This is a genomic window from Streptomyces sp. GS7 (assembly GCF_009834125.1).
GTDB lineage: Bacteria > Actinomycetota > Actinomycetes > Streptomycetales > Streptomycetaceae > Streptomyces.
Window position 1 is genome coordinate 7,625,185 of the sequence record NZ_CP047146.1, and the last position, 26,308, is coordinate 7,651,492.

Below are 26,308 nucleotides of genomic sequence, written 5' to 3' on the forward strand. Positions count from 1 at the left end.
CGGCACCAAGAAATCCGCAGGGCCCCGGCCGCCGCCCCACACGGCGGCCGTACGGCCCTCGGAGATTAAGGAGCCCCCCACATGAAATCTCCCAAGACGGCGCTGTCGGCAGCGCTCGGACTGGGCCTCGCCGCCGCGCTCGCAGCCGCAGCGCCGGTCTCGGCAGCTTCCCCCTCGACCCATGCCAACTCCCACCGCAGCACCCCCGCCTCGATCGCCGCGTACACCGGATCGGCGGCCGAGAAGGCGGACACCAAGGCGTTCTTCGAGGCCGTCATGAAGTCGGCCCGCGCCAAGATGAAGGCACACCCGGACGCGGCCGCGGTCACCGTCACCTACGACGCCAGCGCCGCCCCGACGTACCAGAGCCAGATATCCCAGGCCGCGTCCATATGGAACGGCGCGGTCAAGAACGTCAAGCTCCAGGCGGGCAGCGGCGGCGACTTCCAGTACAAGGAGGGCGACGACCCGCGCGGTTCGTACGCCAGCACCGACGGCCACGGCAAGGGCTTCGTCTTCATCGACCACAAGCAGTCCCAGGAGTACAACTCCACGCGCGTGGTCGCCCACGAGACCGGCCATGTGCTGGGCCTGCCGGACCACTACGAGGGTCCGTGCAGCGAGCTGATGTCCGGCGGCGGCCCCGGCCCGTCCTGCCAGAACACCCAGCCGGACGCGAACGAGCGCGCCAAGGTGGACCAGCTCTGGGCCAACGGCCTGGCCGGCGTCCGCATCGGCACGGCCGCCTGACACCCCGGGCGGCCGGGTGGCCGCTTCGGCTGCCCGATGACGCGGTACGGCGGTGGCCGGCCGCTCTCCGGCCGGGCTGACGGGGCCGGGGAACGGCCGGCGGCCCGCGGGCCGACGAGGGCCGGTACCTGGCGGCCGGCCCTCGTGTCCCCACCGGCCCGGGTGTTCCGTACGTCCGCCCCTGCGGTGGGGCTCCTCCGGGAGCCCCACCGCTCGCGTGTGTCCGGGCGGTTGACGGACCGCGGCGGCAGTGGCCCTGCCGGGGTCAGCCCCAGAGGGCCCGCGCGAGGGCCACTCCGGCGAAGGCGGCGGCGAGTCCGGCGAGCAGGCTCAGCACGACGTTGGCCGCCGCGTAGAGGCGCGCCCCGTCGGTGGTCAGCCGCAGGGTCTCGTAGGAGAAGGTCGAGTAGGTCGTCAGCGCCCCGCACAGGCCCGTACCGACCAGCAGTTGGGCGTGCGAGGTGGCCGCGCCGGCGGCGACCGCGCCGGTCAGCAGGCCGAGGATCAGGCTGCCGACCACGTTGACGGCGAAGGTCCCCCAGGGGAAGACGCTGTCGTGCCGGGCCTGGACGAAGCGGTCGGTGAGGAAGCGCAGCGGTGCCCCGACCATGGCACCGGCCACCACCAGCAGCCAGTTCACCCGCGTCCGCCCTCCCCGCCGGCGGCCGGGTCCGGGCGCCCCTGGTACACGATCATCTCGCACGGGTCGAGCGTCACCAGGCCCCCGCCCGCCAGGAGTTCGTCCAGCTGCGGCAGGAACCCGCGGATCCGGTCCGCCGCGTCGACGGCGACCACCGCGACCGGCAGTTCCTCGCTGAGCGACAGCAGCCGCTGGGTGTGGATCACGGAGGTGGTCCCGAAGCCCTCGATGCCGCGGAAGACGCTGGCCCCGGCCAGTCCCGCCGCGCGGGCGCGGTGCACGATCTCCGCGTAGAGGGGCCGGTGGTGCCACACCTCCTGCTCGCCGACGACCACCGTCAACCGCAGCGCCGAAACCCCGCGGCCCGCCACCCCGTTCGCCGTTCCGTTCGCCGTGCCGTCGGTCATGCCGTCCGCCGCCTCAGTCCGAAGAGCGCCCGGGTCGCGGCCATCGCGGCCGTCACGGCCGCCAGCGCGGCGAACACGGTGGCCGCGAGATACGCCGGCGCCGCCGCCACCCGGTGGGCCTCCACCAGGCGCTCGATGTCCACGACATACGTCGAGAAGGTGGTGAAGCCGCCGAGGATGCCGGTGCCGAGGAACGGGCGGAGCAGCCGGTGCGCCGTCCACACCTCGGTGACCAGCACCATCAGGACGCCCATCAGCGCACATCCGGACACGTTGACGACGAGGGTCGTCCAGGGGAAGGCGCCGGTGCCGGTGGGCCAGATCAGGGCCGCCCCGTACCGGGCCACGGCGCCGATGGCACCGCCCGCGGCCACCGCGCCGATCACCGGCCACTCGCCCCGCCAGGGCGCCGCCCGGCGGGCTCGCTCGTCCATGTGTCTCCGTGACTGACGTGATCGGGTCTGCCGGGATCATCGCGTCCGCCGAGATCACCGACGCCCTCAGGTTAAGCCCGGCCATTTGACAGTGCTAAACATGGGATGTTCCCATCACCGGTAGAATTCTGCCGGGGAATCCGGCGAGGGAGCAGCGTGACGAGAGGACGGCCCGATGCCGCTGCGCAGCACCGCCCGTACCAGCCTGGTCGACCTGGTCATCGAGCAGATGGAGCGGCTGATCACCGAGGGCGAGTGGCCGGTGGGCACCAAGATCCCGGCCGAGCCGGTCCTGGTCGAGCAGCTGGACGTCGGCCGCAACACCGTCCGGGAGGCGGTCCGCGCGCTGGTGCACACCGGAATGCTGGAGCCGCGGCAGGGCGACGGGACGTACGTCCGCGCCCGCAGCGACTTCGGCGCCGCCGTGCAGCGGCGGCTGCGCCGCGCCGCCCACCTGGAGGCGTACGAGGTGCGGGCCTGCCTGGAGCGCGACGCCGCCCGCCATGCCGCCCGGCGCCGTACCGACGAGGACCTGGCCGCGCTGCGCGAGGCGCTGGCGGTGCGCGGCCGGGCCTGGGAGTCCGGCGACGTGGCCCGGTTCGTGGAGGCGGACATGCGGTTCCACCGGGCCGTCGCCGCCGCCGCGCACAACAGCGTGCTGGCCGAGCTCTACGAGCACCTGACCGACGCGCTGCGCGGCACGCTGGAGGCGGTGGTGGCCACTCCGCTGCTGCCCGACGCGGTACGCCATCAACTCGACGCGCACACCGCCATCGTCGACGCCATCGAGGCGCAGGACCCGGACGCCGCCGAGCGCGCGGCACTGGCGCATCTCACCGAGGCCGCCGACGCACTGCGCGAACCGCCCACGGAGACCGCGTAGCCGGCGGGCGCCGCCGCACCGCCCCCACCACACCGACCGCACCGACCGCACCGACCGCACACCACCGACGCGCGCGCGTCACCACGCGACGAGGGAAGGCCACCACCCATGACGGAAGGACCGAGAGGCATAACGGCAGGCACAACGGCGGCGCCGGAGCGGCCCGTTGCGCAGGCCGCGGCGCCCCCGGGCACGCCCGCCCCGGCCGGTGCCACCGGGCGCCGCGCGCTCCACCTGGGCGTCGGCGTCACCCTGCTGGCGCTGAACCTGCGCCCGGCGCTCGTCGCGGTCTCCCCGCTGGCCGGCACCATCCGCGCCGAGAGCGGAATGTCGGCCGCCGCCACCAGTCTGCTCACCGCGCTGCCGCTGCTCTGCTTCGGCCTGCTGGCACCCCTCGCGCCGCGGCTGGGCCGGCGCTTCGGCATGGAGCGGTCGCTGCTCGGCACCATGGCGCTGATCTGCCTGGGCACCGGGCTGCGGCTGCTGGACTCGGTCGTCGCGCTGTTCGCCGGCACCGTCGTGATCGGCGCCGGGATCGCCGTCGCCAACGTCCTGCTGCCCGGCCTGATCAAGCGGGACTTCCCGGCGAAGGCCGGCCTGATGACCGGGCTGTACTCCATGTCGCTGTTCGGCGGTGCCGCGCTCGCGGCCGGTGTGACCGTGCCCGTGCAGCAGGCCGCCGGACTCAGCTGGCAGGCCACGCTGGCCTGTTGGGGCGCGCTCGCGATCGTCGCGCTGCTCGTCTGGCTGCCGCAGCTCCGCAGCCGCACCCGGGTGCCGGCCGCCGCGGCCCGGGAGGCCGCCCATCCCGTACGCGGGCTGTGGCGCGACCCGCTGGCCTGGCAGGTCACCGGCTTCATGGGGCTGCAGTCGCTGAGCTACTACGCGGCCGCCGCCTGGCTGCCGACGATGCTCAAGGACGCCGGGATGGGCGCGGGCGACGCCGGCTGGATGCTGTCGTTCTCCTCGCTGCTGGGCATCGCGGGGTCGTTCCTGGCACCGGTCGTCGTCGGCCGCCGGCTGCCGGCCGGGGTGCTGGCGGCCCTCGGCGCGATGCTCTGCGCGGGCGGCTTCGCCGGCATGCTGGTGGCGCCGGTCGGCGGTGCGTACCTGTGGATGGCCCTGCTCGGCCTGGGCCAGGGCGCGGCGATCAGCCTCGCGCTGCTGTTCATCGTGCAGCGCGCCCCCGATGCCCGGCACACCGCCCAACTCTCCAGCATGGCCCAGTGCTTCGGCTACATCCTCGCGGCCACCGGCCCGGCCGTCCTGGGCGCCGTGCACGATGCCTCGGGCACCTGGACCGTCCCGCTGGCCGTCCTGCTGGCGCTGCTGCTCCCGCAGATCGCGGTCGGCCTGGGCGCGGCCCGGCCGCGGCACGTGACCGGACGGTGAGCGCGCGGGCCCGCGACGACGGACCCGCGGTGACGGCTAGAGCCAGCCGTTCCGCTTGAAACCGCGGTGCATCACCCAGCAGATCCCCAGCATCAGCGCCATGACCAGCGGATAGCCGAACGTCCAGCTCTTCTCCGGCATGTGCTCGAAGTTCATGCCGTAGATGCCGGTGACCATGGTGGGGACGGCCAGGATCGCGGCCCAGGCGGACATCCGGCGCATCGCCTCGTTCTGGGCGTTGGCGACCTCGGCGAGATGCGCCTGCAGTATGGAGTTGAGCAGTTCGTCGAAGCCGGTGATCTGCTCCCGGACCCGGTCCAGGTGGTCGGCGACGTCCCGGAAGTAGGTCGTGATCCGGGGGTCGATGTACGGCGTCGGCTTGTTCGCGAGTTGCTGGAGGGGGCGGTCCAGCGGGGTCACCGCCCGCTTCAGCTCCAGGAGTTCGCGCTTGAGCTGGTAGATGCGGCCGGCGCCGCCGCCGCCCCGTACGGAGAAGACCTCGCTCTCGACGTCGTCGATGTCGTCCTGGACGGCGGCGGCGACGTCCAGGTAGTCGTCCACCACGTGGTCGGCGACGGCGTGCAGTACGGCGGACGGGCCGAGCGCCAACTGGTCGGGGTCGCGCTCCAGTTGCTCGCGCAGCGGGCCCAGCGAGCCGTGCCCGCCGTGCCGTACGGTGATCACGAAGTCGGCGCCGGTGAAGACCATGATCTCGCCGGTGTCCACGACCTCGCTGGTGTCGGTGAGCCGGTCGTGCTCGACGTAGCGGCAGGTCTTGAAGACGGTGAACAGCGAGTCGTCGTACGCCTCCAGCTTGGGCCGCTGGTGGGCGTGGACCGCGTCCTCCACCGCGAGCGGGTGCAGCCCGAACAGCTCGACGATTCCGGCGAACTCCACCTCGGACGGCTCGTGCAGGCCGATCCAGACGAATCCGTCACCGGACGCGCGGACCTGGTGGAGCGCCGCCTCGGCCGACCGCTGGCCGTCCTGGCGCACACCGGAGACGTACACCGCGCAGTTCACCACGGCGGTGCCGAGCGGCGAGCGGGCGGGGTGGCTGAGGTCGACCCCTCCCTGGCGCGGCTGCGGCAGCCGGACGGCTTTGCGGAGGTTGCTGATCATCGACACCGCGCCAGTATCGCCCTGGGGCGCACGAGGAGTACGGCGGACGGGCCGATTGTGCGCAGTCCGCACCGGAAGATGGTCGGAACCATCCCTTCCCTTTGCCCTTGCACGCCCCCGGGGGTGCGCTCCCGCACACCGCCCGCCCGGCCGGAACCGGTCAGGAGACCAGCACCCGTTCGTCCCGTTCCGCGGCCGGGTCCGCCTCGGCCGCGTCGGGCGCGCCGTGCTGCCGCGCCCGCCGCGGCAGCAGGAACAGCAGCCCGAAGACCAGCACCAGACCGCCGGCTATCCACCACAGGGCGTTGCTGGTGGCGGGCATGAAGGCCGCGCCGGCGTCCTTGCCGTCGCCGACCACCCCGAAGAACGCCACCGACGAAAAGGCCAGGCCCAGCGCATTGCCCACCTGCCCGGTGGTGTTGAAGATGCCGGAGGCCGAGCCGGAGTGCTCGGTGGGCACCTCGGAGAGCACCACGTCGGTGATCGGCGCGACGATCAGGCCCATGCCGGCGCCCATCAGGAGCATCGCGGGGGCCATCTGCCAGGACTGCAGGGCGGTGCCGTAGTGGCCGGCCTCCCAGAGGTAGAGGAGGGCACCGGAGAGCATGACCAGCGCGCCGGCCTGGAGCACCTTGCGGCCGAAGCGGGGCACCAGCTTCTGTACGGACATCCCGGCCGCGGCCGAGCAGGCGAGGGAGAACGGGATGCCGGTCAGCCCGGCGTGCAACGGGCCCCAGCCCAGCCCGAGTTGCATGGAGAGCGTCCAGATGAGGAAGAAGAGGCCGCTGACCGCGCCGAAGAGGAGCTGCACGCCGGCGCCGGCCGCGAACGTCCTGATCCGGAAGAGGGAGAGCTCGACCAGCGGCGATCCGTCCCTGCGGGCCTTGGCGCGCTCGTAGCGGACGAACACCGCGAAGACGAGCGGGGCTGCGGCCATGGAGACGAAGCCCCACACCGGCCAGCCGGCCTCGCGGCCCTGGGTGAGCGGGTAGAGCACCATCAGCAGGCCGAGGGTGGCCAGGGCCGTGCCGACCAGGTCGAGGCGGAGCGCGGTGGCCGCCCTGGACTCGCCGATGAAGCGGCGGCCGAGGACGATACCCACGATTCCCACGGGCAGGTTGATCAGGAAGATCGGGCGCCACTGCAGGCCGAAGAGGTCGCCCTGGGTGAGCAGCGCGCCGATCAGCGGACCGCAGACCGCGCCCAGCCCGATCACCGCGCCGAACATGCCGAAGACCTTGCCCCGTTCACGGGCCGGGAAGCTGACGTGGATGATCGCCAGCACCTGCGGCACCATCAGCGAGGCCATCGCGCCCTGGAGCACCCGCGCGGCGACCAGCATCCCCGGGTCCGCGGCGAGACCGCACAGCGCGGAGGCGACGGTGAAGCCCCCCATCCCGAGCAGGAAGAGCTTCTTGCGGCCGTGGATGTCGCCGAGCCGGCCGCCGGTGATCAGGCCGACGGCGAAGGCGAGGGCGTATCCGGCGGTGACCCACTGGACGGCGCTGAAGCTCGCGCCGGTGTCCTTCTGGATGCTCGGTATGGCGATGTTGACGATGGTCGCGTCGACCAGGTCCATGAAGCTGGCGGTGAGCACCACGGCGAGGGCGAGCCAGCGTCTGCGGTCGGCGGGCGCGGGGGCCTCCTCGGCCGCGTCGGGCGCGATCGGGTCGGGCGCGGTCATGGGCGTGTCTCCTAGGGAGCCGAGAGGGACAGAGGGGGCCGGGCCGGCGGCGCCGCACTCCCGGCACCGCCTCGACGTCCTCGACACTAGAGGCCGTCTAGGACAGCTCCGGTCCTACTTCCTGCCGCATCATCGGTCCATGAGTGAGACATCGGCACGACTGCTGAATCTGCTGTCCCTGCTCCAGACCCCCCGCGAATGGCCCGGCAGCGAGCTGGCCGAGCGGCTGCGGGTCACCCCCCGGACCATCCGCCGCGACATCGAGCGGCTGCGCGAGCTGGGGTACCCGGTGCACGCCACGATGGGCGCGGAGGGCGGCTACCGGCTGGCCGCGGGCACCGCGATGCCGCCGCTGCTGCTGGACGACGAGGAGGCGGTGGCCATCGCGGTCGGCCTGCGCTCCACCGCCGGGCACACCATCGAGGGCATCGAGGAGGCGTCCGTACGGGCGCTGGCCAAACTGGAGCAGGTACTGCCGTCCCGGCTGCGGCGGCGGGTGGGCACGCTGGGCACGGCCACCGTCCCGATGCCGGCCGGGGACGGCCCGACCGTCGACCCGGAGCATCTGACGGTGCTGGCCGCGGCCATCACCAACCACGAGCGGGTGCGCTTCCACTACCTGGCGGGCGCGGGCACCCGCAGCAGGCGCCTGGTGGAGCCGCACCGGCTGGTCGCCGCGGGCCGGCGCTGGTACCTCGTCGCGTACGACAACGACCGCGACGACTGGCGGATCTTCCGCATGGACCGGCTGTCCGAGCCGTTCGCCACCGGCGTGCGGACCGCGCCGCGCGAGCTGCCCGCCGCCGACGCCGGGGCGTACGTCCGGGAGCGGATGCGCGGGCTGACGGCCGCGGACGGGTACCGGGCGGTGGCGACCGTCCACGGGCCGGCCGACGAGGTGGCCGCCCGGCTCGGCGGGCCGGCGGCGGGCACCGTCGAACCGCTCGGCGACGCGTCCTGCCGCTGGCGCAGCGCGCCCGACGCGCTGCCCTGGCTGGCGGTGCGGCTGGCCATGGCGGGCCATGAGTTCACGGTGCACGAGCCGCCGGAGCTGGTCGGGTACCTGCGGGCGATGGCCGGCCGGGTGGACCGCGCGGTGGCGCCGGAGGAGACCGGAAACGCGGACGCGCCGGGATGACGTAATACCCCAGGGGGGTATATGGTTCTGCCGAGTGAACGGGACGCCGGCAGCCGTCGGCGCCCCTCGGCCTCGCGATGAGGAGACGCCATGACGGCCCTGACCACGCCGGTCAAGCTCGGTGGCTACGCACTGATCCTGCTCGCCGTCCTCGCCGCCGGATTCGGCCTCGGCCGCGCGTTCGCCCCCGACGGCCGGGACGCCCCCGCCCACCTGCCGCCCGCGCAGCACACCCGTACCGTGGACCACTCGCAGCACCCCGAGGAGCAGTCATGACCACCGCCGTCGCGGACCACATCGAGCTGGAGATCGGCGGCATGACCTGCGCCTCGTGCGCGGCCCGCATCGAGAAGAAGCTCAACCGCATGGAGGGGGTGACCGCCACCGTCAACTACGCCACCGAGAAGGCGCAGGTGGCGCTCGCGCCGGACAGCGGCGTGGCGGCCGCGGACCTGATCGCCACCGTGGAGAAGACCGGCTACACCGCCGCGGTCCCCGAACCGCCGGCCCCGGAGCCGGCCGCCGGGGAGGCCGGCGGCGACCGCGCCCCGGACGCCCTCGCCGCGCTCCGCCGGCGCCTGCTCACCGCCCTCGCGCTCTCCGTCCCCGTGGTCCTGATGGCGATGGTCCCGGCGCTCCAGTTCACCAACTGGCAGTGGCTGTCGCTGACCCTGGCCGCCCCGGTGGTGGTGCACTCGGCCTGGCCGTTCCACAAGGCCGCCTGGACCAATCTGCGGCACGGCACCGCCACGATGGACACCCTGATCTCCCTCGGCACCCTCGCCGCCTTCGGCTGGTCCCTCTGGGCGCTGTTCTTCGGCACCGCCGGCACGCCCGGCATGACCCACCCCTTCGAGCTGACCATCGCCCGCACCGACGGCAGCGGCTCGATCTACCTGGAGGCCGCGGCCGGCGTCACCACCTTCATCCTGGCCGGCCGCTACTTCGAGGCCCGCTCCAAGCGGAAGGCCGGCGCGGCCCTGCGGGCCCTGCTCGAACTGGGCGCCAAGGACGTCGCGCTGCTCCGCGACGGCCGGGAAGTGCGCGTCCCCGTCGGCGAGTTGCGCGCCGGCGACCGCTTCGTCGTACGCCCCGGGGAGAAGATCGCCACCGACGGCAGGGTCGTCGACGGCGCCTCCGCCGTGGACGCGTCGATGCTCACCGGTGAGTCCGTCCCCGTGGAGGTCTCCCCCGGCGACACCGTCACCGGCGCCACCGTCAACGCCGGCGGCCGGCTGGTCGTCGAGGCCACCCGGGTCGGCGCCGACACCCAGCTCGCCCGCATGGCGCGGCTCGTCGAGGACGCCCAGAACGGCAAGGCCGCCGCCCAGCGGCTCGCCGACCGGATCTCCGCGGTCTTCGTCCCCGTCGTCATCGCGCTCGCCGTCGGCACCCTCGGCTACTGGCTCGGCACCGGCCAGGGCGCGGTGGCCGCCTTCACCGCCGCCGTCGCCGTACTGATCATCGCCTGCCCGTGCGCCCTCGGCCTGGCGACCCCGACCGCGCTGATGGTCGGCACCGGCCGCGGCGCCCAGCTCGGCATCCTCCTCAAGGGCCCCGAGGTCCTGGAGTCCACCCGCACCGTCGACACCATCGTCCTGGACAAGACCGGCACCGTCACCACCGGCGTGATGACCCTGACCGGTGTCCACCTCGCCGAGGGCGAGACCCGGGAGCAGATCCTGCGGCTGGCCGGCGCGCTGGAGCACTCCTCCGAGCACCCCATCGCCCGCGCCATCGCCGGCGCCGCCGAGGCCGCCGAGCCGTCCGGCACCCTGCCGGTCCCCGAGGACTTCGCGGCCGTCCCCGGCCTGGGCGTCCAGGGCGTCGTCGACGGGCACGCCGTGCTGGTCGGCCGGGAGCGGCTGCTCAACGACCGGAGCCTGCAGCTGCCGCCCGAGCTGGCCGCCGCCAAGAACGAGGCCGAGGCGGCCGGCGCCACCGCGGTCGCCGTCGGCTGGGACGGCGCCGCCCGCGCCGTGCTGATCGTCTCCGACGCGGTCAAGCCCACCAGCGCCGAGGCCGTCCGCCGGCTGCGCGCCCTGGGCCTGTCGCCGGTCCTGCTCACCGGCGACAACAAGGCGGTCGCCGAGGCCGTCGCCGCGGAGGTCGGCATCGACGAGGTGATCGCCGAGGTCCTCCCCGAGGACAAGGTCGCGGTCATCGCGCGCCTCCAGTCCGAGGGCCGCTCGGTCGCCATGGTCGGCGACGGCGTCAACGACGCTGCGGCGCTGGCCCGCGCCGATCTCGGCCTGGCCATGGGCACCGGCACCGACGCCGCCATCGAGGCCGGCGACCTCACCCTCGTCCGCGGCGACCTGCGCGCCGCCGCCGACGCCATCCGCCTCGCCCGCGCCACCCTCGGCACCATCCGCACCAACCTCTTCTGGGCCTTCGGCTACAACGTCGCCGCCCTGCCGCTGGCCGCCGCCGGCCTGCTCAACCCGATGATCGCCGGCGCCGCGATGGCCTTCTCCTCGGTCTTCGTCGTCGGCAACAGCCTCCGGCTCCGCCGCTTCCGCGCCCTCGCCTGAGCGCGCACCGCTCCACAGGGCCCCGGCGGCGCGTGTCCGGCACGCGCCGCCGGGGCCCGCCGGCGCGACCCCGCACACGGACCGCCCATACACGCTGACGGCGGTCAGATCTCTCCAGTTCTGGCCGCCGAACATTGGCGGATCACGCAACCGTCCGCCGCCGCCCAGCGGCGACACTGGTCGGGTACCGCCCGCCCCAAGCCCAGCAGGGGGACCTCATGACCGGGTCGCGTGTCCTGGCCCTCGGCCATTACCAGCCCTCCCGCGTGCTCACCAACGACGAACTCGCCACGATGGTGGAGACCGACGACGCCTGGATCCGCAGCCGCGTCGGCATCCGCACCCGGCACATCGCGGCGCCGGACGAGACCGTGGACGCGATGGCCGCGGCGGCCGCCGCCAAGGCCCTGGCCGCCGGCGGGCTCGCCGCCCGGGACATCGACCTCGTCCTGGTCGCCACCTGCACCGCCACCGACCGCAGCCCCAACACCGCGGCCCGGGTCGCCGCCCGCCTCGGCATGGCCGCCCCCGCCGCGATGGACATCAACGTCGTCTGCTCCGGCTTCACCCACGCCCTGGCCACCGCCGACCACGCCATCCAGGCCGGCTCGGCGAAGAACGCCCTGGTCATCGGCGCCGAGAAGTTCACCGACGTGGTCGACTGGACGGACCGCTCCACCTGCGTCCTGGTGGGCGACGGCGCCGCCGCGGCCGTCGTCACCGCCGCGCCGGAACCGCACATCAGCCCGGTGCTGTGGGGCTCGGTGCCCGAGATGGGCGGCGCGGTACGCATCGAGGGCGACCCGGCCCGCTTCTCCCAGGAGGGCCAGACCGTCTACCGCTGGGCCACCACCCAGCTCCCGGCCATCGCCCGCAAGGTCTGCGACCGCGCCGGCGTCCGCCCCGAGGACCTCGCCGGCGTCGTCCTCCACCAGGCGAACCTCCGGATCATCGAGCCGGTCGCCGAACGCATCGGCGCGGTCAACGCGGTGGTCGCCCGCGACGTCGTCGACTCCGGCAACACCTCCGCCGCCTCGGTCCCCCTGGCGCTCGCCAAACTGGTCGAGCGGCGCGACGTCCCCGCCGGCGCCCCCGTCCTCCTCTTCGCCTTCGGCGGCAACCTCTCGTACGCGGGCCAGGTCATCAGCTGCCCGTAATGCCCCTCCCCGCAGGGCCCCTCCCCGCAGGCCAACTGCCCGTAGGCCCGCTCAGCGGACGTCCAGCGGGATGTCCTGCGGGTGCTCCTCCATGTACATCACGCCGCACGTACGGCAGAACGGCAGGGCATCGGGCGTCCCCCACCTCTCGACCGACTGGGTGGCGGCGGCGGGCGCCAGCGCCCGGCCGCACATCGCCGTGGTCGCGCCCAGCCGGGCCATGTGCCACTGCTTGACCGGCGTGTCCTCGTGCGGCAGCACGCCCTCCGCATACTCAGCGCGCATCTCGTGCTCCATGGCAGGTGCACCTCCTACCGCCCACAATGCGCTGCTCCCGGGAAGGCCACAACGCCAGGGCGTACGGCCGGGCGGTGGCGGCGGCCCGGCCCGTCGGCGCGGCCCGGCCGTGACGCGTCGGACAGGCCCCGGAACCAGGCCCTAGAACACCGACCACCCGGTGAGCGTCGTGAACTGGTCCAGCGCGGCCATCCCCGCCACGGAATTCCCGCGCGCGTCCAGCGCGGGACTCCACACGCACAGCGTGCACCGCCCCGGCACCACCGCCACGATTCCGCCGCCCACACCGCTCTTCGCCGGCAGCCCCACGCGGTACGCGAACTCCCCCGCCGCGTCGTACGTCCCGCACGTCAGCATCACCGCGTTGATGCGCTTGGCCTCGCGCGCCTCCAGCAGCCGGCTGCCGTCGGCCCGCAGCCCGTGCCGCGCCAGGAAGCCCCCGGCGACCGCCAGATCCCGGCAGCTCATCTCGATCGAGCACTGCCAGAAATAGTGCTCGATGACGCTCGGCACGGGATTCTCCAGATTCCCGAACGACGCCATGAAGTGCGCCAGCGCCGCGTTCCGGTCTCCGTGGTCCGCCTCGGAACCGGCCACGGCCTGGTCGAACGCCAGCTCCGCGTTGCCGCTCTCCTCCCGCAGGAACTCCAGCATCGACGTACTCGCGTCACCGGTCAGCGTCTGCAACCGGTCCGTCACCACCAGCGCCCCCGCGTTGATGAACGGATTGCGCGGGATCCCGTTCTCCCATTCCAGCTGCACCAGCGAGTTGAACGGCGTCCCGGAAGGCTCCCGCCCCACCCGCTTCCAGATGTCGTCGTCACCGTGGGACTGGGCCATCACCAGCGCCAGCGAGAACGCCTTGGAAATCGACTGCACGGAGAACGGGACCTCCCAGTCACCGGTCCCGTACACGTCGCCGTTGATGTCCGCCACCGCGATGCCGAAACGGTCCGCGGACACCCGCTCCAGCGCCGGAATGTAGTCGGCGACGTGCCCGCGCCCCACGAACGGCCTCGCAAAGGCCGCTACCTCCTCAAGTACGGCCTGGTAGTCCATGGGGGACACGCTAACCCCCCGCACCGGGCGCCCCCATCGGAGCCCCCGGCCGCACGGCGGCCCGCGCCGCGGCCTGCGCCAACCGGCTCACCCGTGTCGCGCCCCGCGCCGGCATCCCCGACCCTGGCACGGGAACCGTACGGCGGCCCGCGCCGTTGGTCCGTACGAGACCGACCGGGCCAACCGGTGGGTCCGGCCCGACAGATGACGGGCGGCCCCGGCCGACCGCACCGGTTTCACCGATGTCCATCTCACCCACGTTCTTGGAGGCAGCAATGACCGGGTTCCTCGACCGCGCCAAGGAGCAGGCCAAGCAGGGACTGGCGCAGGGCAAGCAGAAGGTCGACGAGCTGCAGCAGCAGCGGGCCGGCAACGACCTGCTGAGGAAGCTGGGCGCCGCCTACTACGCCGAGCGCCGCGGCAGCGGCACCCCGGACGCCACCCAGAGCGCCCTGACCGCCCTCGAAGCCCACATCAGCGCCCACGGCGACGGCTTCCTCCACGGCAGCTGACCACCCGCCGCACCGCCACCGCACCCCCGTCCCCACCCTCCCCGGCCCTCCCACCCTGTGACCAGCCCCGATCCCCAGGCCCTGCGCCCCCGCCTCCCCTCCCCCCTCCAGGAGATCGACGACGAGCCGTTCTCCCGCCGGGGCATACGCCTGCTCCTCAAGCGGGACGACCTCATCCATCCCGCGCTCCCGGGCAACAAGTGGCGCAAGCTCGCGCCCAACCTGCGGGCCGCGGCCGAGGCGGGCGACCGCGCGCTGCTCACCTTCGGCGGCGCGTACTCCAACCATCTGTGGGCCACCGCCGCCGCGGGCCGGCTCCTCGGCTTCGCCACCATCGGCGTGGTCCGCGGCGACGAGCTGGCCGGCGCCCCGCTCAACCCCTCGCTGGCGCGCTGCGCCGCCGACGGCATGCGGCTGCACTTCGTCGACCGCACCGGCTACCGCCGCAAGACCGACCCGGAGTTCCTCGCCGCGCTGCACGACCGCTTCGGCGCGTTCCGCGTCATACCGGAGGGCGGCAGCAACTCCCTTGCCGCACAGGGCTGTACGGAACTGGGCCGGGAGCTGCGCGGTGCGGCGGACACGGTCGCGGTGGCCTGCGGCACGGGCGGCACCCTCGCCGGACTCGCCGCCGGCCTCGCCCCCGGCCAGCGCGCCCTCGGCGTCCCGGTCCTCAAGGGCGGCCGGCCGCACTTCCTCCATGAGACGGTCGCCGGGCTCCAGCGCGCGGCCTTCGGCGGCCCGCGCGGCGACTGGCGGCTGGCGGAGGACTTCCACTTCGGCGGCTACGCCCGCCGCACCCCCGAGCTGGACGCCTTCGCCGACGCCTTCGAGGAGCGCCACGACCTGCCCGTGGAGCGGGTCTACGTCGCCAAGCTGCTGTTCGCGCTGACGGCGATGGCCGGGGAGGGCGCCTTCGCCCCCGGCACCGCGGTCGCCGCGGTCGTCACGGGCACGCCGTAACGGCCGGCCCGCACCCGCCCGCCCGTCAGGTCGCCGACTCCCGGTAGGCCGCCGCCTCTTCCAGGTCCAGCCGCCGCAGCAGCGTCCGCATCATCTCGTCGTCGATCCGCCGGGCGTCGCGCAGTTCGACGAACACCCGCCGCTCGACGTCGATCATCTCCCGCGCCAGCCGCCGGTAGGTCTCGTCGGCCGACTCACCGGTCACCGCGTTCACCGTGCCCAGCCGCTCCCACACGGAGTCGCGGCGGCGCTCCATGACCGTGCGCAGCCGGTCGGAGAGGGGCCCGGGAAGCGCGTTGCGCTCGTCCTGGAGGAGTTCGTCCAGCCGGGCCTCGGCGGCCCGCGACGCCTCGCTCTGCGCCTGCGCCTCGGCGAGCGTCTCGGCCTGCGCGTCCCGGCCGGGCAGCTTCAGGGCGCGGATCAGCGGGGGCAGCGTCAGCCCCTGGATGACCAGGGTGCCGATGACCGTGGTGAAGGTCAGGAAGAGGACGAGGTTGCGGGAGGGGAAGGGACCGCCCCCGTGCACCACCGGGATGGAGAAGGCGATGGCCAGCGAGACCACCCCGCGCATCCCGGCCCAGCCCACGATGACCGGCGCGGTCCAGGTCGTGTCCGGCTCCCGGGCGCGGATCCGGGCCGACAGGAGGCGCGGCAGATACGTCGCGGGGAACACCCACACGAAGCGCGCCAGCACCACCACGGCGAAGAGTACGGCCGCGTACCCGAGGGCCTGTGCCGTACTGAACTCTCCCAGCCCGCGCAGCACGACCGGCAGCTGGAGCCCGATCAGCGCGAAGACCGCGGACTCCAGCACGAAGGAGACCATCTTCCAGACGGCGCCCTCCTGGAGCCGGGTCTCGAAGTCGACCTGCCAGGAGCGGTGCCCCAGGTAGAGGCCGACCACGACGACGGCGAGCACCCCGGAGGCCCCGACCTGCTCGGCGGCCGCGTAGGCGGTGAACGGGATGAGCAGCGAGAGGGTGTTCTCCAGGAGGGCCGACTCCCGCAGCCGGCAGCGCAGCCAGTGCAGCGGCACCATCAGGACGACACCGATGCCGATGCCGCCCAGGGAGGCGACCGCGAACTGCCTGATGCCGTCGCCCCAGGTGGCGCCGGCCCCCAGCGCGGCGGCCAGCGCCACCTTGTACGCGGTGATCGCGGTAGCGTCGTTGACCAGCGATTCGCCCTGGAGGATCGTCGTGATCCGGTGCGGCAGCCGCAGTCTGCGGGCGATCGCGGTGGCCGCGACGGCGTCCGGCGGCGCGACGACGGCGCCCAGGACGAGCGCGGCGGTCAGCGGAAGATCCGGGATGACCAGGTAGGCCACGTAGCCGACGGCCAGCGTCGCGAACAGCACATAGCCGAACGACAGCAGCGCCACCGGCCGCAGGTTGGCCCGCAGGTCCAGATAGGAGCTGTCGAGCGCGGCGGTGTGCAGCAGCGGGGGCAGCAGCAGCGGCAGCACGACGTGCGGGTCGAGGGTGTAGTCCGGGATCCCCGGGATGTACGCGGCGCCGAGCCCCGCGGCCACCAGCAGCAGCGGCGCCGGCACCGGCGTGCGCCGCGCCAGCCCGGCGACCCCCGCGCTCCCCGCGACCAGCAACAGCAGCGGCATCACGTCCATCGGCCCGTCCCGTCCCGTCCCGGTATCCTCCGTCGGTCCTCCCGGCGATCTAACCTGGCCATCATGAGCGAGTGCACGCATGTTCCCGACCTCCCGCGCGCCGAACCGGCACCGCTGAGCGACACCTGCCTGGAGTGCCTGGCCGCCGGGAGCCATCCCGTCCAGCTGCGGCTCTGCCTGGTCTGCGGCCACGTCGGCTGCTGCGACTCCTCGCCGTACCGGCACGCGACCGCGCACTACGAGGAGACCGGCCACCCGGTGATGCGGTCGTTCGAGCCGGGCGACTCGTGGCGCTGGTGCTTCGCGGACCAGACCCTGGTGTGAGGCCCCGGCCTGCCGGCACCCCCGTGAGCCGCACACCGCTGCCCGGCGCCCGTCAGGTTCTGTCCGACGCCGACCCACCGGACAGGCCCTAGCCTTGCCGCATGATCCGCGAAGCGACCCCCGAGGACATACCGGTCATCCTGGCCATGATCGGCGAACTGGCCGCCTACGAACGCGTCCCGGAGGCCGCCCGGGCCACCGAAACGCAGCTCGGGGATGCCCTGTTCGGCCCCCAGCCGGCCGTCTTCGCGCTGCTGGCCGAGGCCGACGGCGTCCCCGTGGGCTTCGCTCTGTGGTTCCGGAACTTCTCGACGTGGACGGGCACGCACGGTATCTATCTGGAGGACCTGTACGTGCGCCCCGGGGCGCGCGGCGGCGGTCACGGCAAGGCCCTGCTGGCGGCCCTCGCGAAGATCTGCACGGACCGCGGATACGAGCGTTTCGAGTGGTCAGTCCTCGATTGGAACGAACCGTCCATCGGTTTTTACCGATCCATCGGCGCCCGACCCATGGACGAATGGACCGTCTTCCGGCTCACTGGAGAGGAGCTGCACGACCTGGCCGGCACGGCAGAGGTCAACGGAGCGTAATCGGCTGCGATTTGACAGCTTCGACCCCTACCACTGTCCGTGCCCGAGGTTTTACACTCAGTGACAGACGCGACGCCGGGCGAGCCCGGGCCGTCTCCGTCCGGATGGCTGCCCTGCTCCTTCCGGGCGACACCGGCCCGCGGATCGCGATAGCGTCACAGCCGAACCATGTGCCGCGCCGGATCGTTCTCCTTTCACCCGACGGGAGGGCTGCCCGGCACGGACACCCCCGAAGAACGCGAACACCAAGAGCATTCATCACGCATTCCAGCTCAACCAGCTTGTGCCACCTTGGAGGTGAGGGTGTCCCAGATCGCAGGCGAGCCCGGGACTGTGGACTTCGTGGAAGTCCGTCTGCCCGCTGCGGGTGCCTACCTGTCAGTGCTGCGTACGGCCACGGCCGGACTCGCAGCCCGCTTGGACTTCACCCTCGACGAGATCGAGGATCTGCGCATCGCGGTCGACGAAGCCTGCGCGATCCTGCTGCAACAGGCCGTCCCCGGCAGTGTGCTGAGCTGCGTCTTCCGTCTCATCGACGACGCACTCCAGGTGACGGTGTCGGCCCCGACGACGGACGGCCGCGCTCCCGAGCGCGACACCTTCGCCTGGACGGTGCTCTCCGCGCTGGCCGGCAAGGTCGACTCCACCGTCGCCGAGGACCGAACGGTCACCATCAGTCTGTACAAGGAGCGCGGCGCCGGTCCCGGACCGTCATGACCGAACAGGGGGCCCCGTGAAAGATCTCGAACGCGGCGCGAGGATGGCGGCGGGCGCGACCATCCCCGGGCAGCATGCCCGGCCGCACCCGGTGGGAGCGGACGACCACGGCGGCCGGTTGGACGCGGCGGAGCAGGCAGAGCGGGCGGACCACATGGACCAGAGCGAGCAGCAGGGTCGGCAGGCGGATCGGCACGGGCCGCCGGGCCCCGACGACAAGCCCCAGGATCAGCATTCCCCGGAGCCGCAGGACGGTCACGAGCGCAGCGGCGCCAGGGCGATGTTCTACGAGCTGCGCAAGCTCCCCGAGGGCTCCCCGGAGCGCGCCGAGCTGCGCAACACCCTCGTACGGATGCATCTGCCGCTCGTCGAGCACCTGGCCCGGCGGTTCCGCAACCGCGGCGAGCCGCTCGACGATCTGACCCAGGTCGCCACCATCGGCCTGATCAAGTCGGTGGACCGCTTCGACCCGGAGCGCGGCGTGGAGTTCTCCACGTATGCCACGCCCACGGTCGTCGGGGAGATCAAGCGGCACTTCCGTGACAAGGGCTGGGCGGTCCGCGTCCCGCGTCGCCTCCAGGAGCTGCGGCTGTCGCTGACCACCGCCACCGCGGAGCTCTCCCAGCGGCACGGCCGGGCGCCCACGGTCCATGAGCTGGCCGAGCACCTGGGGATCTCCGAGGAGGAGGTCCTGGAGGGGCTGGAGTCGGCCAACGCGTACAGCACGCTGTCGCTGGACGTCCCGGACACGGACGACGAGTCCCCCGCCGTCGCGGACACCCTCGGCGCGGAGGACGAGGCGCTGGAGGGCGTGGAGTACCGCGAGTCCCTCAAGCCGCTGCTGGAGGATCTCCCGCCGCGCGAGAAGAAGATCCTGCTGCTGCGGTTCTTCGGCAACATGACCCAGTCGCAGATCGCCCAGGAGGTCGGCATCTCCCAGATGCACGTCTCGCGCCTCCTGGCCCGCACCCTGGCCCAGCTGCGCGACAAGCTCCTGGTCGAGGAGTAGCCGAGGAGCAGCCGGCACCGAACGGCGCGGCGGCGGAGCCCCTTAAGGCCCCGCCGCCGCGCCGTGCTCCGCGTCTCGCACCCAGGGCCTGTCCGACCCTGGCCCAGCGACAGACCCTGGTCCCGCTACTCCCGCGGGCCGATGCCCAGCGCCTCGGTCGCGGTCGGGTTGACCAGCAGGACGAGCACGACCAGCGCCGCCACGGCCAGCCCGGCCCCGGCGGCGATCAGTGCGCCACCGCCCTTGACCAGCGTCCAGGCCACCGGCAGCGCCACGATCTGGGTGATCAGCGAGGGCCCCCGGCTCCAGCGGCGGCGCAGCCACAGCCCCCGCGCGGCGACCAGCGGCAGCACCGCCAGCGCCAGGATGGTCAGCCCGCCCATCTCCGCCTGCTGCGGGCTGTCCGGCGCCCCGACCAGCCCGTTGATCAGCATGTACGCGCCGAGGACGGCCAAGGCCAGCCCCTCGACGGCGGTGAGCGCCGCGGCGGCCCCGAGCCGGGCAGGCCGCGGACCGGCAGGCTCCGGTACGGCGGGGGCTCCGGCGGCGCGCTTCGCGGACTGTTTCTGCTGACTGGTCACCCCAGCAGGGTAGCGCCGGCCCGGCGTGCGGCCCGGCCCGCCCGTACCCCGGACAGGCGTGAGACCGGTACCGGCAGGTAGGTACGCTGCTCCATATGCGCGCACTTCTCGTGGTCAATCCCGCAGCAACCACCACGAGCGCCCGTACCCGTGAGGTACTCACCCACGCACTGGCCAGTGACCTCAAGCTGGAGGTCGCCGAGACGCGGTACCGCGGCCACGCCCGCGACCTGGCCCGGGAGGCCGCCGAGGGCGGGGAGACCGAGCTGGTGGTGGCGCTCGGCGGCGACGGCACGGTCAACGAAGTCGTCAACGGCCTGCTCACGACCGGCCCCGACCCGGACTCGCACCCGCGGCTGGCCGTGGTCCCCGGCGGCTCCACCAACGTCTTCGCGCGCGCCCTCGGGCTGCCCAACGACGTCGTGGAGGCGACCGGCGCCCTGCTGGACGCGCTGCGCGACCGCAGCGAGCGCACGGTGGGCCTGGGACTGGCCGAGGGCACTCCGGGCAGCGTGGACGAGGGAGTGCCGGCCCGCTGGTTCACCTTCTGCGCGGGCTTCGGCTTCGACGCCGGCGTCGTCGGCCGGGTCGAACAGCAGCGAGAGCGCGGCAAGCGGTCGACCCACTCCCTCTACGTGCGACAGGTCGTACGGCAGTTCCTCGGCGAGGCCAACCGCCGCCGGGGCACCATCACGCTCGAACGACCGGGCGAGGAGCCGGGCAGCACGGAGATCGTCGAGAACCTCGCGATGTCCATAATCTGCAACACCGCTCCCTGGTCATATCTGGGCAACCGCCCCATCTACCCGTCCCCCGACGCGTCCTTCGACACCGCCCTGGACCTCTTCGCGCTGGACAAGTTCTCGGTGCCCGCGGTGACCCGCTACGGTTCCCAACTCCTCACCTCCACACCGGATCGCGGCCCCCAGGGCAAGCACGTCCTCTCACTCCACGACCTCACGGACTTCACCTTGCATTCGCAGGTTCCGCTGCCGTTCCAGATGGATGGTGACCACCTCGGACTGCGTACGAGTGTGACGTTCACAGGCGTTCGCCGTGCACTGCGTGTGATTGTGTGAGCAGTAGGGCCTAAAGTCCTTTCACTCGAACGTTTAGGCTGGCTTCCACCCCCTGGAATGACGGCTGTGAGCTAGGCGACACCAAGGAATCAAAAAAAAGTTTCCGGAAGGGGTTGTATCCGTCGCCGAGGTTTGCGAGTCTCTTCATGGCGATCGGGACGGCCGCTTTACCGGCCCCCTTGAGAGCCCGAATCCTCCTCCTCATTCCACAGGACCGCACCAGTTCTTGACTGGCTTTCGGCCCTTCCCTTGTGGAGGGATTCGTGAAAGCGTTCACATTCACAAGCAACGATCCCGTCACACGAGGAGATGGAGCAGCCATGGACTGGCGTCACCGCGCCGTTTGCCGCGAAGAAGACCCCGAGCTCTTCTTCCCCATCGGCAACACCGGTCCTGCGCTGCTGCAGATCGAGGAAGCCAAGGCCGTCTGCCGCCGCTGCCCCGTCATGGAGCAGTGCCTGCAGTGGGCGCTTGAGTCCGGCCAGGACTCCGGCGTCTGGGGTGGTCTGAGCGAGGACGAGCGCCGCGCGATGAAGCGCCGTGCAGCTCGCAACCGGGCGCGCAACGCCAGCGCCTGAGCCAGCCGCCCCGTGGCCCCCGAGCCGCAGCGCGCAGTACCTTCGATGCCTGCCCGGAGCTGAAACCCGGTCGTTATCGCATCGCAACAGCTTTGAGCCCCGGACCGATCGGTCCGGGGCTTGCCGCTGTTTTGGGGCTCCGCGCTCCTCCGTACTCCCCTGCGCCGCTGCTCAGTGCTGCTTCTCGGGCCGCACCGGGACGTCGAGAATGACCTGGGTGCCCCCCTCGGGCCCGCGCACCATGTCGAACGTGCCGCCCAACTCGCCCTCCACCAGGGTCCGTACGATCTGCAGCCCCAGGTTTCCGGCGCGATGCGGATCGAAACCCTCCGGCAGACCGCGGCCGTTGTCCTGGACGGTGACCAGCAGCCGGGGCTCCGTGCGGCTGCCGCCGCGGACCGCACCGACCTCGACGGTGCCGTGTTCCAGCTGGTCGAAGGCGTGCTCCAGGGCGTTCTGCAGCACCTCCGTCAGCACCATCGACAGCGGCGTGGCCACCTCGGCGTCCAGGATGCCGAAGCGCCCGGTGCGGCGGGTGGTCACCTTGCCCGGCGCGATCTCCGCGACCATGGCCAGCACCCGGTCGGCGATCTCGTCGAATTCGACCCGCTCATCGAGGTTCTGGGACAGCGTCTCGTGCACGATCGCGATCGAACCGACCCTGCGCACCGCCTCGTTGAGAGCCTCCCGGCCCTGTTCGGAATCCATCCGGCGGGACTGCAGCCGCAGCAGTGCGGCAACGGTCTGGAGATTGTTCTTCACCCGGTGGTGGATTTCCCGGATGGTGGCGTCCTTGGTGATCAGTTCCCGCTCACGGCGTCTCAGTTCGGTCACATCGCGCAGCAGCACCAGCGACCCGATATGGGTGCCCTTGGGCTTGAGGGGAATGGCACGCAACTGGATCACGCCGTCGTTGCCCTCGACCTCGAATTCCCGCGGGGCCCAGCCGCTGGCCAGCTTGACCAGGGCCTCGTCCACCGGGCCGCGGGCCGGCGCCAGTTCGGCGGTGGCCTGGCCGAGATGGTGGCCCACCAGGTCGGCGGCGAGGCCGAGCCGGTGGTAGGCGGAGAGCGCGTTGGGGCTGGCGTACTGGACCACACCGTCGGCGTCGAGCCGGATCAGCCCGTCGCCGGCGCGCGGCGAGGCGTCCATGTCGACCTGCTGGCCGGGGAAGGGAAACGTTCCGGCGGCGATCATCTGGGCGAGGTCGGACGCGCTCTGGAGGTAGGTGAGCTCCAGCCGGCTGGGGGTCCGTACGGTCAGCAGGTTGGTGTTCCGGGCGATCACCCCGAGCACCCGGCCCTCGCGGCGGACCGGGATGGACTCGACGCGGACCGGCACCTCCTCGCGCCACTCCGGGTCGCCCTCACGCACGATGCGGCCCTCGTCCAGGGCGGAGTCCAGCATCGGGCGGCGGCCCCGGGGGACCAGGTGGCCGACCATGTCGTCCTGATAGGAGGTGGGGCCGGTGTTCGGCCGCATCTGGGCGACGGAGACGTAACGGGTACCGTCGAGGGTGGGGACCCACAGGACGAGGTCGGCGAAGGACAGGTCGGAGAGCAGCTGCCACTCCGAGACCAGCAGATGCAGCCACTCAAGGTCGGAGTCGCTCAGAGCGGTGTGCTGGCGTACGAGATCGTTCATGGAGGGCACGTCTTGGAGCCTACCGGCGTACGGTGTATCTGTAGTGCGTGCACGACCGTGGACAGGGAAGAATGGTCTAGTCCACAATGTGAGGCGCAACACGCCTGGGGGAAACCCCAGGCCCATGAACTTCCGTTCTCCCCGCACAGGAGAGCGGATCGAGGCCCGCAGCGCTCTCTGCCCTGACTGCGCCACGGCCTCTGATCGACCGGTCCCGGGACGGGACCGTGCCCCTACCGCACACGGGGCACCACCCGCCCGCTAGTACGGGGCCGGCCGATGTCAGCTCCGGGCTGCGGTGCCGGACAGGTTGAGGGTCCTGTCCCGGCGCCGCGGCCCGCGGGTGTTTTCGGGGCCGATCGGACGGGGTCCGGCAGTCGGTCACTCTCTCGGTCCCTGCCCGGGGCCTTGCCCTCTGCCGCCCGCCGCTCTCCTCCGCCCTCCCCCACCGGATGCCCCCTGTGAAGGCCGCCGCGGCAGGGCGCGCATCGCCAGCTCGGCGACCGCCTCCAGGGTCGTACGGTCGGAACCGTCGCGGGCGGACTGCGACATACCGGCGACGACGACGCCCACATACTCCGCCAGGCCGCGTGCGTCCGTACCGGCCGGAAGCTCGCCGGCCGCGATGTCCGCCCGGATCACGCGCTCCATCTCCCGGACATTGCTCTGCCGCATCTCCCGCAGGGACGCGGCGACTTCGGCGGAGGCGGGGGTGGTGTTCAGCGCGGCGCTGATCACCAGGCAGCCCCGGGGGCGGCCCGGCACGGTGTACTCGACCGCTGCCTCGCGCAGCGCCCGCTCGATACCGCGGCGGGCGGTCGGCTCCTCGGCGATCGCGCGGGAGATGAAGCCGCCGTACAGCCGCCCGTACTCGGCCACCGCCTCGTCGAACAGCGCCCGCTTGTCGCCGAAGGCGGCGTAGAGGCTGGGGGCGCTGATGCCCATCACGCGGGTGAGGTCGGAGATCGAGGTGGCCTCGTAGCCGCACTCCCAGAAGGACCGCATCGCCTGCTCCAGCGCCGTCTCCCGGTCGAAGGCCCGGGGCCGGCCGCGCTGCTTCGTCTCCTTGGCCACCATGGAGTGAATTTTATAGCGGGCGGTACGGAAATGGTGCTACGGTTTTTCTATAGCGAGCGCTACAGAAAGCGTTCACGACGCGATCCGGCGTACACGGGGATCAGCCCGCGGACGCGCGAACGAAGGGGAGGGACACCGCCATGGGCGCGCTCGACGGCAAGACGGCACTGGTGACGGGCGGCGGCAGGGGGATCGGCCGGGCGATCTCGGAGCGGCTGGGGAAGGACGGCGCACGGGTCGGCGTGCATTACGGCCGCGACGAGGCGGCGGCCAAGGAGGCGGTCGCGGCGATCGAGGCGGCGGGCGGCCAGGCGTTCACGGTCCGCGCCGAGTTGGGGGTGCCCGGCGATGCCGAGGCACTGTGGGCCGCGTTCGACGCACAGGCCGACGGACTGGACATCCTGGTCAACAATGCCGGGATCAACAAGGCGGTGGACGGGACGCTCAAGAAGATCGCCACGGTGACGGAGGAGGACTACGACCGACTCTTCGCCGTCAACACCAAGGCGCCGTTCTTCGTCACGCAGTCGGGGCTGAGCAGGCTGCGGGACGGCGGACGGATCATCAACACCTCGACGGGGCTGACGCACGGCGCGGCCAAGCCGGAGCTGATCGCCTACGCGATGACCAAGGGGGCGCTCGATGTCTTCACCCGGACCCTGGCCAAGGACCTCGGCCCGCGCGGGATCACGGTCAACGCCGTGGCCCCCGGGGCGACCGACACGGATATGAACGCCGCCTGGCTGCGCGGCGAGGGGAGCGAGGCGGCGCGCGCGGCGACCGGGGCGATATCCCCGCTGGGCCGGGTCGCGGACGCCACCGACATCGGCGACATCGTGGCCTTCCTGGCCTCGAACGACAGCCGGTGGGTGACGGGCCAGTGGATCGACGCCACGGGCGGCGCGCTGCTGTAAGGGGTGACACCCGGGGAAAGGAGGGGCTGACGCCGAGCGGCTGACGGGCCGACGCCCGGGCGGCCGCGGGGCAGTGGAGAGGCCACCGGGACGACGGGAAGGCGACAGCCATTCGTGCCGATGCGTTCAGCCGCGCCGACGGGTCAGGCGTGCCCGCCTCTGCTAGATTGGTCTATACCACATGAGACCACTCTTCAGAACGGCAGGCCAAGCGTGGAAGTTGTCATCGTGCCGAACGCCGCGGCAGGCGGCGAGCTCATCGCGGAGGCCATCGCCACCCTGATGCGCCGCAAGCCCGACGCACTGCTCGGCGTGGCCACCGGCTCGACCCCGTTGCCCATCTACGAGGCGCTGGCCGCGAAGGTCCGAGCCGGCGAGGTGGACGCCTCGCGGACGCGGATCTGCCAGCTCGACGAGTATGTGGGCCTGCCGGCCGGGCATCCGGAGTCGTACCGTTCGGTGGTGCTGCGCGAGGTGGTGGAGCCGCTCGGGCTCGACGGGACCGCGTTCATGGGCCCCGACGGCACGGCCGAGGACGTCCAGGGCGCGTGCGACGCGTACGACAGGGCCCTGAGCGAGGCCGGCGGCGTGGACCTCCAGCTGCTCGGCATCGGCACCGACGGGCACATCGGCTTCAACGAGCCGTGTTCGTCGCTCGCTTCGCGTACCCGCATCAAGACCCTGACCCAGCAGACCCGGGAAGACAACGCCCGCTTCTTCGACAGCCTCGACGAGGTGCCGCACCACGTCATCACCCAGGGCATCGGCACCATCCTGGAGGCCCGCCATCTGGTGCTGCTCGCCACGGGCGAGGGCAAGGCGGACGCCATCGCCCAGTGCGTCGAGGGCCCGGTGGCCGCATTGGTCCCCGCCTCGGCGCTCCAGCTCCACCGGCATGCGACGGTGGTCGTCGACGAGGCGGCGGCGTCCAAGCTGAAGCTCGGCGAGTACTTCCGCGCGACGTACGCGGCCAAGCCGAAGTGGCAGGGCCTGTAAGGCTGTAGGGCGACCGTACCGGCCGGGGCGGAAAGCCGCTGTACCGGCTGGGGGACGGAAGGACGGGGTCCTGGCGGGGGTGCGCCGGAGGTCATGGCCGGCGATGCCGTAGCGGTCCCGGGCCGGACGCGGCGGGGGCGGCCGACCGCGTCCGGCCCGCCCGCTCACCGATCACACCGGCCACGCCTCCCGATGCGTCGGCC

General features: G+C 72.6%; 28 protein-coding genes. 17 read left to right on the forward strand and 11 right to left on the reverse strand.

Annotated elements, in window-relative coordinates:
- Nucleotides 1-81 precede the first annotated feature (81 nt).
- Nucleotides 82-750 (forward strand): snapalysin, encoded by a 669-nt coding sequence (snpA, locus tag GR130_RS33045; RefSeq protein WP_159508100.1) that lies wholly within the window; start codon nucleotides 82-84, stop codon nucleotides 748-750.
- Between the two features lie 265 nt (nucleotides 751-1,015).
- Here snpA and crcB read toward each other — a convergent pair whose 3' ends face one another.
- The 3 genes from crcB to GR130_RS33060 are packed head-to-tail and all read right to left on the reverse strand — an operon-like array spanning nucleotide 1,016 to nucleotide 2,231.
- On the reverse strand, nucleotides 1,016-1,390 hold the full coding sequence (gene crcB, locus GR130_RS33050; protein WP_159508101.1) for a fluoride efflux transporter CrcB: 375 nt from the start codon (nucleotides 1,388-1,390) through the stop codon (nucleotides 1,016-1,018).
- Nucleotides 1,387-1,797, reverse strand: coding sequence for a DUF190 domain-containing protein (locus GR130_RS33055; RefSeq protein ID WP_159508102.1), 411 nt, complete (start codon nucleotides 1,795-1,797; stop codon nucleotides 1,387-1,389). The genes crcB and GR130_RS33055 overlap by 4 nt, the downstream gene beginning before the upstream one ends.
- Nucleotides 1,794-2,231, reverse strand: coding sequence for a fluoride efflux transporter FluC (locus tag GR130_RS33060; protein WP_159508103.1), 438 nt, complete (start codon nucleotides 2,229-2,231; stop codon nucleotides 1,794-1,796). The genes GR130_RS33055 and GR130_RS33060 overlap by 4 nt, the downstream gene beginning before the upstream one ends.
- 175 nt (nucleotides 2,232-2,406) lie before the next feature.
- Between GR130_RS33060 and GR130_RS33065 the strand changes: the two genes are divergently transcribed.
- Together GR130_RS33065 and GR130_RS33070 are read left to right on the forward strand one after the other, a co-directional pair.
- On the forward strand, nucleotides 2,407-3,114 hold the full coding sequence (locus GR130_RS33065) for a FadR/GntR family transcriptional regulator (protein ID WP_159508104.1): 708 nt from the start codon (nucleotides 2,407-2,409) through the stop codon (nucleotides 3,112-3,114).
- Nucleotides 3,115-3,222: 108 nt separating this feature from the next.
- The gene (locus tag GR130_RS33070) at nucleotides 3,223-4,506 is read left to right on the forward strand and encodes a CynX/NimT family MFS transporter (protein ID WP_159508105.1); all 1,284 of its coding nucleotides are present in this window, start codon (nucleotides 3,223-3,225) and stop codon (nucleotides 4,504-4,506) included.
- Nucleotides 4,507-4,542: 36 nt separating this feature from the next.
- Here the strand turns inward: GR130_RS33070 and GR130_RS33075 are convergent, their stop codons facing one another.
- Nucleotides 4,543-5,628 carry a magnesium and cobalt transport protein CorA gene (locus GR130_RS33075; RefSeq protein ID WP_159510367.1) on the reverse strand — a complete coding sequence of 362 codons (1,086 nt, stop codon included), beginning with the start codon at nucleotides 5,626-5,628 and terminating at the stop codon, nucleotides 4,543-4,545.
- 160 nt (nucleotides 5,629-5,788) lie between these two features.
- Nucleotides 5,789-7,312 carry an MFS transporter gene (locus GR130_RS33080; protein WP_159508106.1) on the reverse strand — a complete coding sequence of 508 codons (1,524 nt, stop codon included), beginning with the start codon at nucleotides 7,310-7,312 and terminating at the stop codon, nucleotides 5,789-5,791.
- 139 nt (nucleotides 7,313-7,451) lie between these two features.
- Between GR130_RS33080 and GR130_RS33085 the strand changes: the two genes are divergently transcribed.
- From GR130_RS33085 to GR130_RS33100, 4 genes are all read left to right on the forward strand, one after another.
- Nucleotides 7,452-8,450 (forward strand): helix-turn-helix transcriptional regulator, encoded by a 999-nt coding sequence (locus GR130_RS33085; protein ID WP_159508107.1) that lies wholly within the window; start codon nucleotides 7,452-7,454, stop codon nucleotides 8,448-8,450.
- Nucleotides 8,451-8,540: 90 nt separating this feature from the next.
- On the forward strand, nucleotides 8,541-8,726 hold the full coding sequence (locus GR130_RS33090; RefSeq protein ID WP_159508108.1) for a hypothetical protein: 186 nt from the start codon (nucleotides 8,541-8,543) through the stop codon (nucleotides 8,724-8,726).
- A complete protein-coding gene (locus GR130_RS33095) occupies nucleotides 8,723-10,984 on the forward strand; it encodes a heavy metal translocating P-type ATPase (RefSeq protein WP_159508109.1) in 2,262 nt (753 codons plus the stop codon). Before GR130_RS33090 ends, GR130_RS33095 begins: the two co-directional genes overlap by 4 nt.
- A 218-nt stretch (nucleotides 10,985-11,202) precedes the next feature.
- Nucleotides 11,203-12,141, forward strand: a complete 939-nt coding sequence (locus tag GR130_RS33100; RefSeq protein WP_159508110.1) for a beta-ketoacyl-ACP synthase III — start codon at nucleotides 11,203-11,205, stop codon at nucleotides 12,139-12,141.
- A gap of 51 nt (nucleotides 12,142-12,192) precedes the next feature.
- On the opposite strand, the gene GR130_RS33105 is transcribed toward GR130_RS33100, so the two are convergent.
- Together GR130_RS33105 and GR130_RS33110 are read right to left on the reverse strand one after the other, a co-directional pair.
- Nucleotides 12,193-12,438, reverse strand: a complete 246-nt coding sequence (locus tag GR130_RS33105) for a hypothetical protein (protein WP_159508111.1) — start codon at nucleotides 12,436-12,438, stop codon at nucleotides 12,193-12,195.
- Between the two features lie 141 nt (nucleotides 12,439-12,579).
- Nucleotides 12,580-13,497 (reverse strand): glutaminase, encoded by a 918-nt coding sequence (locus tag GR130_RS33110; RefSeq protein ID WP_159508112.1) that lies wholly within the window; start codon nucleotides 13,495-13,497, stop codon nucleotides 12,580-12,582.
- A 275-nt stretch (nucleotides 13,498-13,772) separates the two neighbouring features.
- Between GR130_RS33110 and GR130_RS33115 the strand changes: the two genes are divergently transcribed.
- Both GR130_RS33115 and GR130_RS33120 read left to right on the forward strand, forming a co-directional pair.
- Nucleotides 13,773-14,009: a hypothetical protein gene (locus GR130_RS33115; RefSeq protein WP_159508113.1), complete on the forward strand. Its 237-nt coding sequence runs from the start codon at nucleotides 13,773-13,775 to the stop codon at nucleotides 14,007-14,009.
- 57 nt (nucleotides 14,010-14,066) lie between these two features.
- Complete coding sequence (locus GR130_RS33120; RefSeq protein WP_159508114.1) at nucleotides 14,067-14,972, forward strand: 1-aminocyclopropane-1-carboxylate deaminase/D-cysteine desulfhydrase; 906 nt, start codon at nucleotides 14,067-14,069, stop codon at nucleotides 14,970-14,972.
- Nucleotides 14,973-14,997: 25 nt separating this feature from the next.
- Here GR130_RS33120 and GR130_RS33125 read toward each other — a convergent pair whose 3' ends face one another.
- Entirely contained in the window at nucleotides 14,998-16,596 is a 1,599-nt protein-coding gene (locus GR130_RS33125; protein WP_159508115.1) for a Na+/H+ antiporter, read from the reverse strand.
- 63 nt (nucleotides 16,597-16,659) lie between these two features.
- Between GR130_RS33125 and GR130_RS33130 the strand changes: the two genes are divergently transcribed.
- The 4 genes from GR130_RS33130 (at nucleotide 16,660) to GR130_RS33145 (ending at nucleotide 19,236) form a co-directional block, all read left to right on the forward strand.
- Nucleotides 16,660-16,920, forward strand: coding sequence for a UBP-type zinc finger domain-containing protein (locus GR130_RS33130; protein ID WP_159508116.1), 261 nt, complete (start codon nucleotides 16,660-16,662; stop codon nucleotides 16,918-16,920).
- Nucleotides 16,921-17,021: 101 nt separating this feature from the next.
- The gene (locus tag GR130_RS33135; RefSeq protein WP_159508117.1) at nucleotides 17,022-17,510 is read left to right on the forward strand and encodes a GNAT family N-acetyltransferase; all 489 of its coding nucleotides are present in this window, start codon (nucleotides 17,022-17,024) and stop codon (nucleotides 17,508-17,510) included.
- A 303-nt stretch (nucleotides 17,511-17,813) separates the two neighbouring features.
- Nucleotides 17,814-18,227 carry an anti-sigma regulatory factor gene (locus GR130_RS33140; protein WP_043266046.1) on the forward strand — a complete coding sequence of 138 codons (414 nt, stop codon included), beginning with the start codon at nucleotides 17,814-17,816 and terminating at the stop codon, nucleotides 18,225-18,227.
- Nucleotides 18,228-18,270: 43 nt separating this feature from the next.
- Nucleotides 18,271-19,236 (forward strand): RNA polymerase sigma factor SigF, encoded by a 966-nt coding sequence (locus GR130_RS33145; protein ID WP_159510368.1) that lies wholly within the window; start codon nucleotides 18,271-18,273, stop codon nucleotides 19,234-19,236.
- 125 nt (nucleotides 19,237-19,361) lie between these two features.
- Here GR130_RS33145 and GR130_RS33150 read toward each other — a convergent pair whose 3' ends face one another.
- On the reverse strand, nucleotides 19,362-19,817 hold the full coding sequence (locus tag GR130_RS33150; RefSeq protein ID WP_159508118.1) for a hypothetical protein: 456 nt from the start codon (nucleotides 19,815-19,817) through the stop codon (nucleotides 19,362-19,364).
- Between the two features lie 95 nt (nucleotides 19,818-19,912).
- On the opposite strand from GR130_RS33150, the gene GR130_RS33155 reads away from it, so the two are divergent.
- Both GR130_RS33155 and GR130_RS33160 read left to right on the forward strand, forming a co-directional pair.
- Nucleotides 19,913-20,896 carry a diacylglycerol/lipid kinase family protein gene (locus GR130_RS33155; RefSeq protein ID WP_159508119.1) on the forward strand — a complete coding sequence of 328 codons (984 nt, stop codon included), beginning with the start codon at nucleotides 19,913-19,915 and terminating at the stop codon, nucleotides 20,894-20,896.
- 320 nt (nucleotides 20,897-21,216) lie between these two features.
- Nucleotides 21,217-21,474, forward strand: a complete 258-nt coding sequence (locus GR130_RS33160; RefSeq protein WP_003983230.1) for a WhiB family transcriptional regulator — start codon at nucleotides 21,217-21,219, stop codon at nucleotides 21,472-21,474.
- A 171-nt stretch (nucleotides 21,475-21,645) separates the two neighbouring features.
- Here the strand turns inward: GR130_RS33160 and GR130_RS33165 are convergent, their stop codons facing one another.
- Nucleotides 21,646-23,118, reverse strand: a complete 1,473-nt coding sequence (locus GR130_RS33165; RefSeq protein ID WP_159510369.1) for a sensor histidine kinase — start codon at nucleotides 23,116-23,118, stop codon at nucleotides 21,646-21,648.
- Between the two features lie 381 nt (nucleotides 23,119-23,499).
- Entirely contained in the window at nucleotides 23,500-24,195 is a 696-nt protein-coding gene (locus GR130_RS33170; protein ID WP_159508120.1) for a TetR/AcrR family transcriptional regulator, read from the reverse strand.
- 140 nt (nucleotides 24,196-24,335) lie between these two features.
- Between GR130_RS33170 and GR130_RS33175 the strand changes: the two genes are divergently transcribed.
- Both GR130_RS33175 and nagB read left to right on the forward strand, forming a co-directional pair.
- Nucleotides 24,336-25,109, forward strand: coding sequence for an SDR family oxidoreductase (locus GR130_RS33175; protein WP_159508121.1), 774 nt, complete (start codon nucleotides 24,336-24,338; stop codon nucleotides 25,107-25,109).
- 213 nt (nucleotides 25,110-25,322) lie between these two features.
- On the forward strand, nucleotides 25,323-26,105 hold the full coding sequence (gene nagB, locus GR130_RS33180) for a glucosamine-6-phosphate deaminase (RefSeq protein WP_159508122.1): 783 nt from the start codon (nucleotides 25,323-25,325) through the stop codon (nucleotides 26,103-26,105).
- Nucleotides 26,106-26,308 lie beyond the last annotated feature (203 nt).

Coding starts and splice junctions, on each gene's coding strand:
- GR130_RS33055 (WP_159508102.1), bottom strand. CDS start 1,797: ATGACCGACGGCACGGCGAACGGAACGGCGAACGGGGTGGCGGGCCGC.
- GR130_RS33130 (WP_159508116.1), top strand. CDS start 16,660: ATGAGCGAGTGCACGCATGTTCCCGACCTCCCGCGCGCCGAACCGGCA.
- GR130_RS33080 (WP_159508106.1), bottom strand. CDS start 7,312: ATGACCGCGCCCGACCCGATCGCGCCCGACGCGGCCGAGGAGGCCCCC.
- GR130_RS33100 (WP_159508110.1), top strand. CDS start 11,203: ATGACCGGGTCGCGTGTCCTGGCCCTCGGCCATTACCAGCCCTCCCGC.
- GR130_RS33160 (WP_003983230.1), top strand. CDS start 21,217: ATGGACTGGCGTCACCGCGCCGTTTGCCGCGAAGAAGACCCCGAGCTC.
- snpA (WP_159508100.1), top strand. CDS start 82: ATGAAATCTCCCAAGACGGCGCTGTCGGCAGCGCTCGGACTGGGCCTC.
- GR130_RS33105 (WP_159508111.1), bottom strand. CDS start 12,438: ATGGAGCACGAGATGCGCGCTGAGTATGCGGAGGGCGTGCTGCCGCAC.
- GR130_RS33145 (WP_159510368.1), top strand. CDS start 18,271: ATGGCGGCGGGCGCGACCATCCCCGGGCAGCATGCCCGGCCGCACCCG.
- GR130_RS33170 (WP_159508120.1), bottom strand. CDS start 24,195: ATGGTGGCCAAGGAGACGAAGCAGCGCGGCCGGCCCCGGGCCTTCGAC.
- GR130_RS33060 (WP_159508103.1), bottom strand. CDS start 2,231: ATGGACGAGCGAGCCCGCCGGGCGGCGCCCTGGCGGGGCGAGTGGCCG.
- GR130_RS33070 (WP_159508105.1), top strand. CDS start 3,223: ATGACGGAAGGACCGAGAGGCATAACGGCAGGCACAACGGCGGCGCCG.
- GR130_RS33065 (WP_159508104.1), top strand. CDS start 2,407: ATGCCGCTGCGCAGCACCGCCCGTACCAGCCTGGTCGACCTGGTCATC.
- GR130_RS33095 (WP_159508109.1), top strand. CDS start 8,723: ATGACCACCGCCGTCGCGGACCACATCGAGCTGGAGATCGGCGGCATG.
- GR130_RS33110 (WP_159508112.1), bottom strand. CDS start 13,497: ATGGACTACCAGGCCGTACTTGAGGAGGTAGCGGCCTTTGCGAGGCCG.
- GR130_RS33165 (WP_159510369.1), bottom strand. CDS start 23,118: ATGAACGATCTCGTACGCCAGCACACCGCTCTGAGCGACTCCGACCTT.
- GR130_RS33075 (WP_159510367.1), bottom strand. CDS start 5,628: ATGATCAGCAACCTCCGCAAAGCCGTCCGGCTGCCGCAGCCGCGCCAG.
- GR130_RS33135 (WP_159508117.1), top strand. CDS start 17,022: ATGATCCGCGAAGCGACCCCCGAGGACATACCGGTCATCCTGGCCATG.
- GR130_RS33175 (WP_159508121.1), top strand. CDS start 24,336: ATGGGCGCGCTCGACGGCAAGACGGCACTGGTGACGGGCGGCGGCAGG.
- GR130_RS33090 (WP_159508108.1), top strand. CDS start 8,541: ATGACGGCCCTGACCACGCCGGTCAAGCTCGGTGGCTACGCACTGATC.
- GR130_RS33115 (WP_159508113.1), top strand. CDS start 13,773: ATGACCGGGTTCCTCGACCGCGCCAAGGAGCAGGCCAAGCAGGGACTG.
- GR130_RS33155 (WP_159508119.1), top strand. CDS start 19,913: ATGCGCGCACTTCTCGTGGTCAATCCCGCAGCAACCACCACGAGCGCC.
- GR130_RS33125 (WP_159508115.1), bottom strand. CDS start 16,596: ATGGACGTGATGCCGCTGCTGTTGCTGGTCGCGGGGAGCGCGGGGGTC.
- GR130_RS33085 (WP_159508107.1), top strand. CDS start 7,452: ATGAGTGAGACATCGGCACGACTGCTGAATCTGCTGTCCCTGCTCCAG.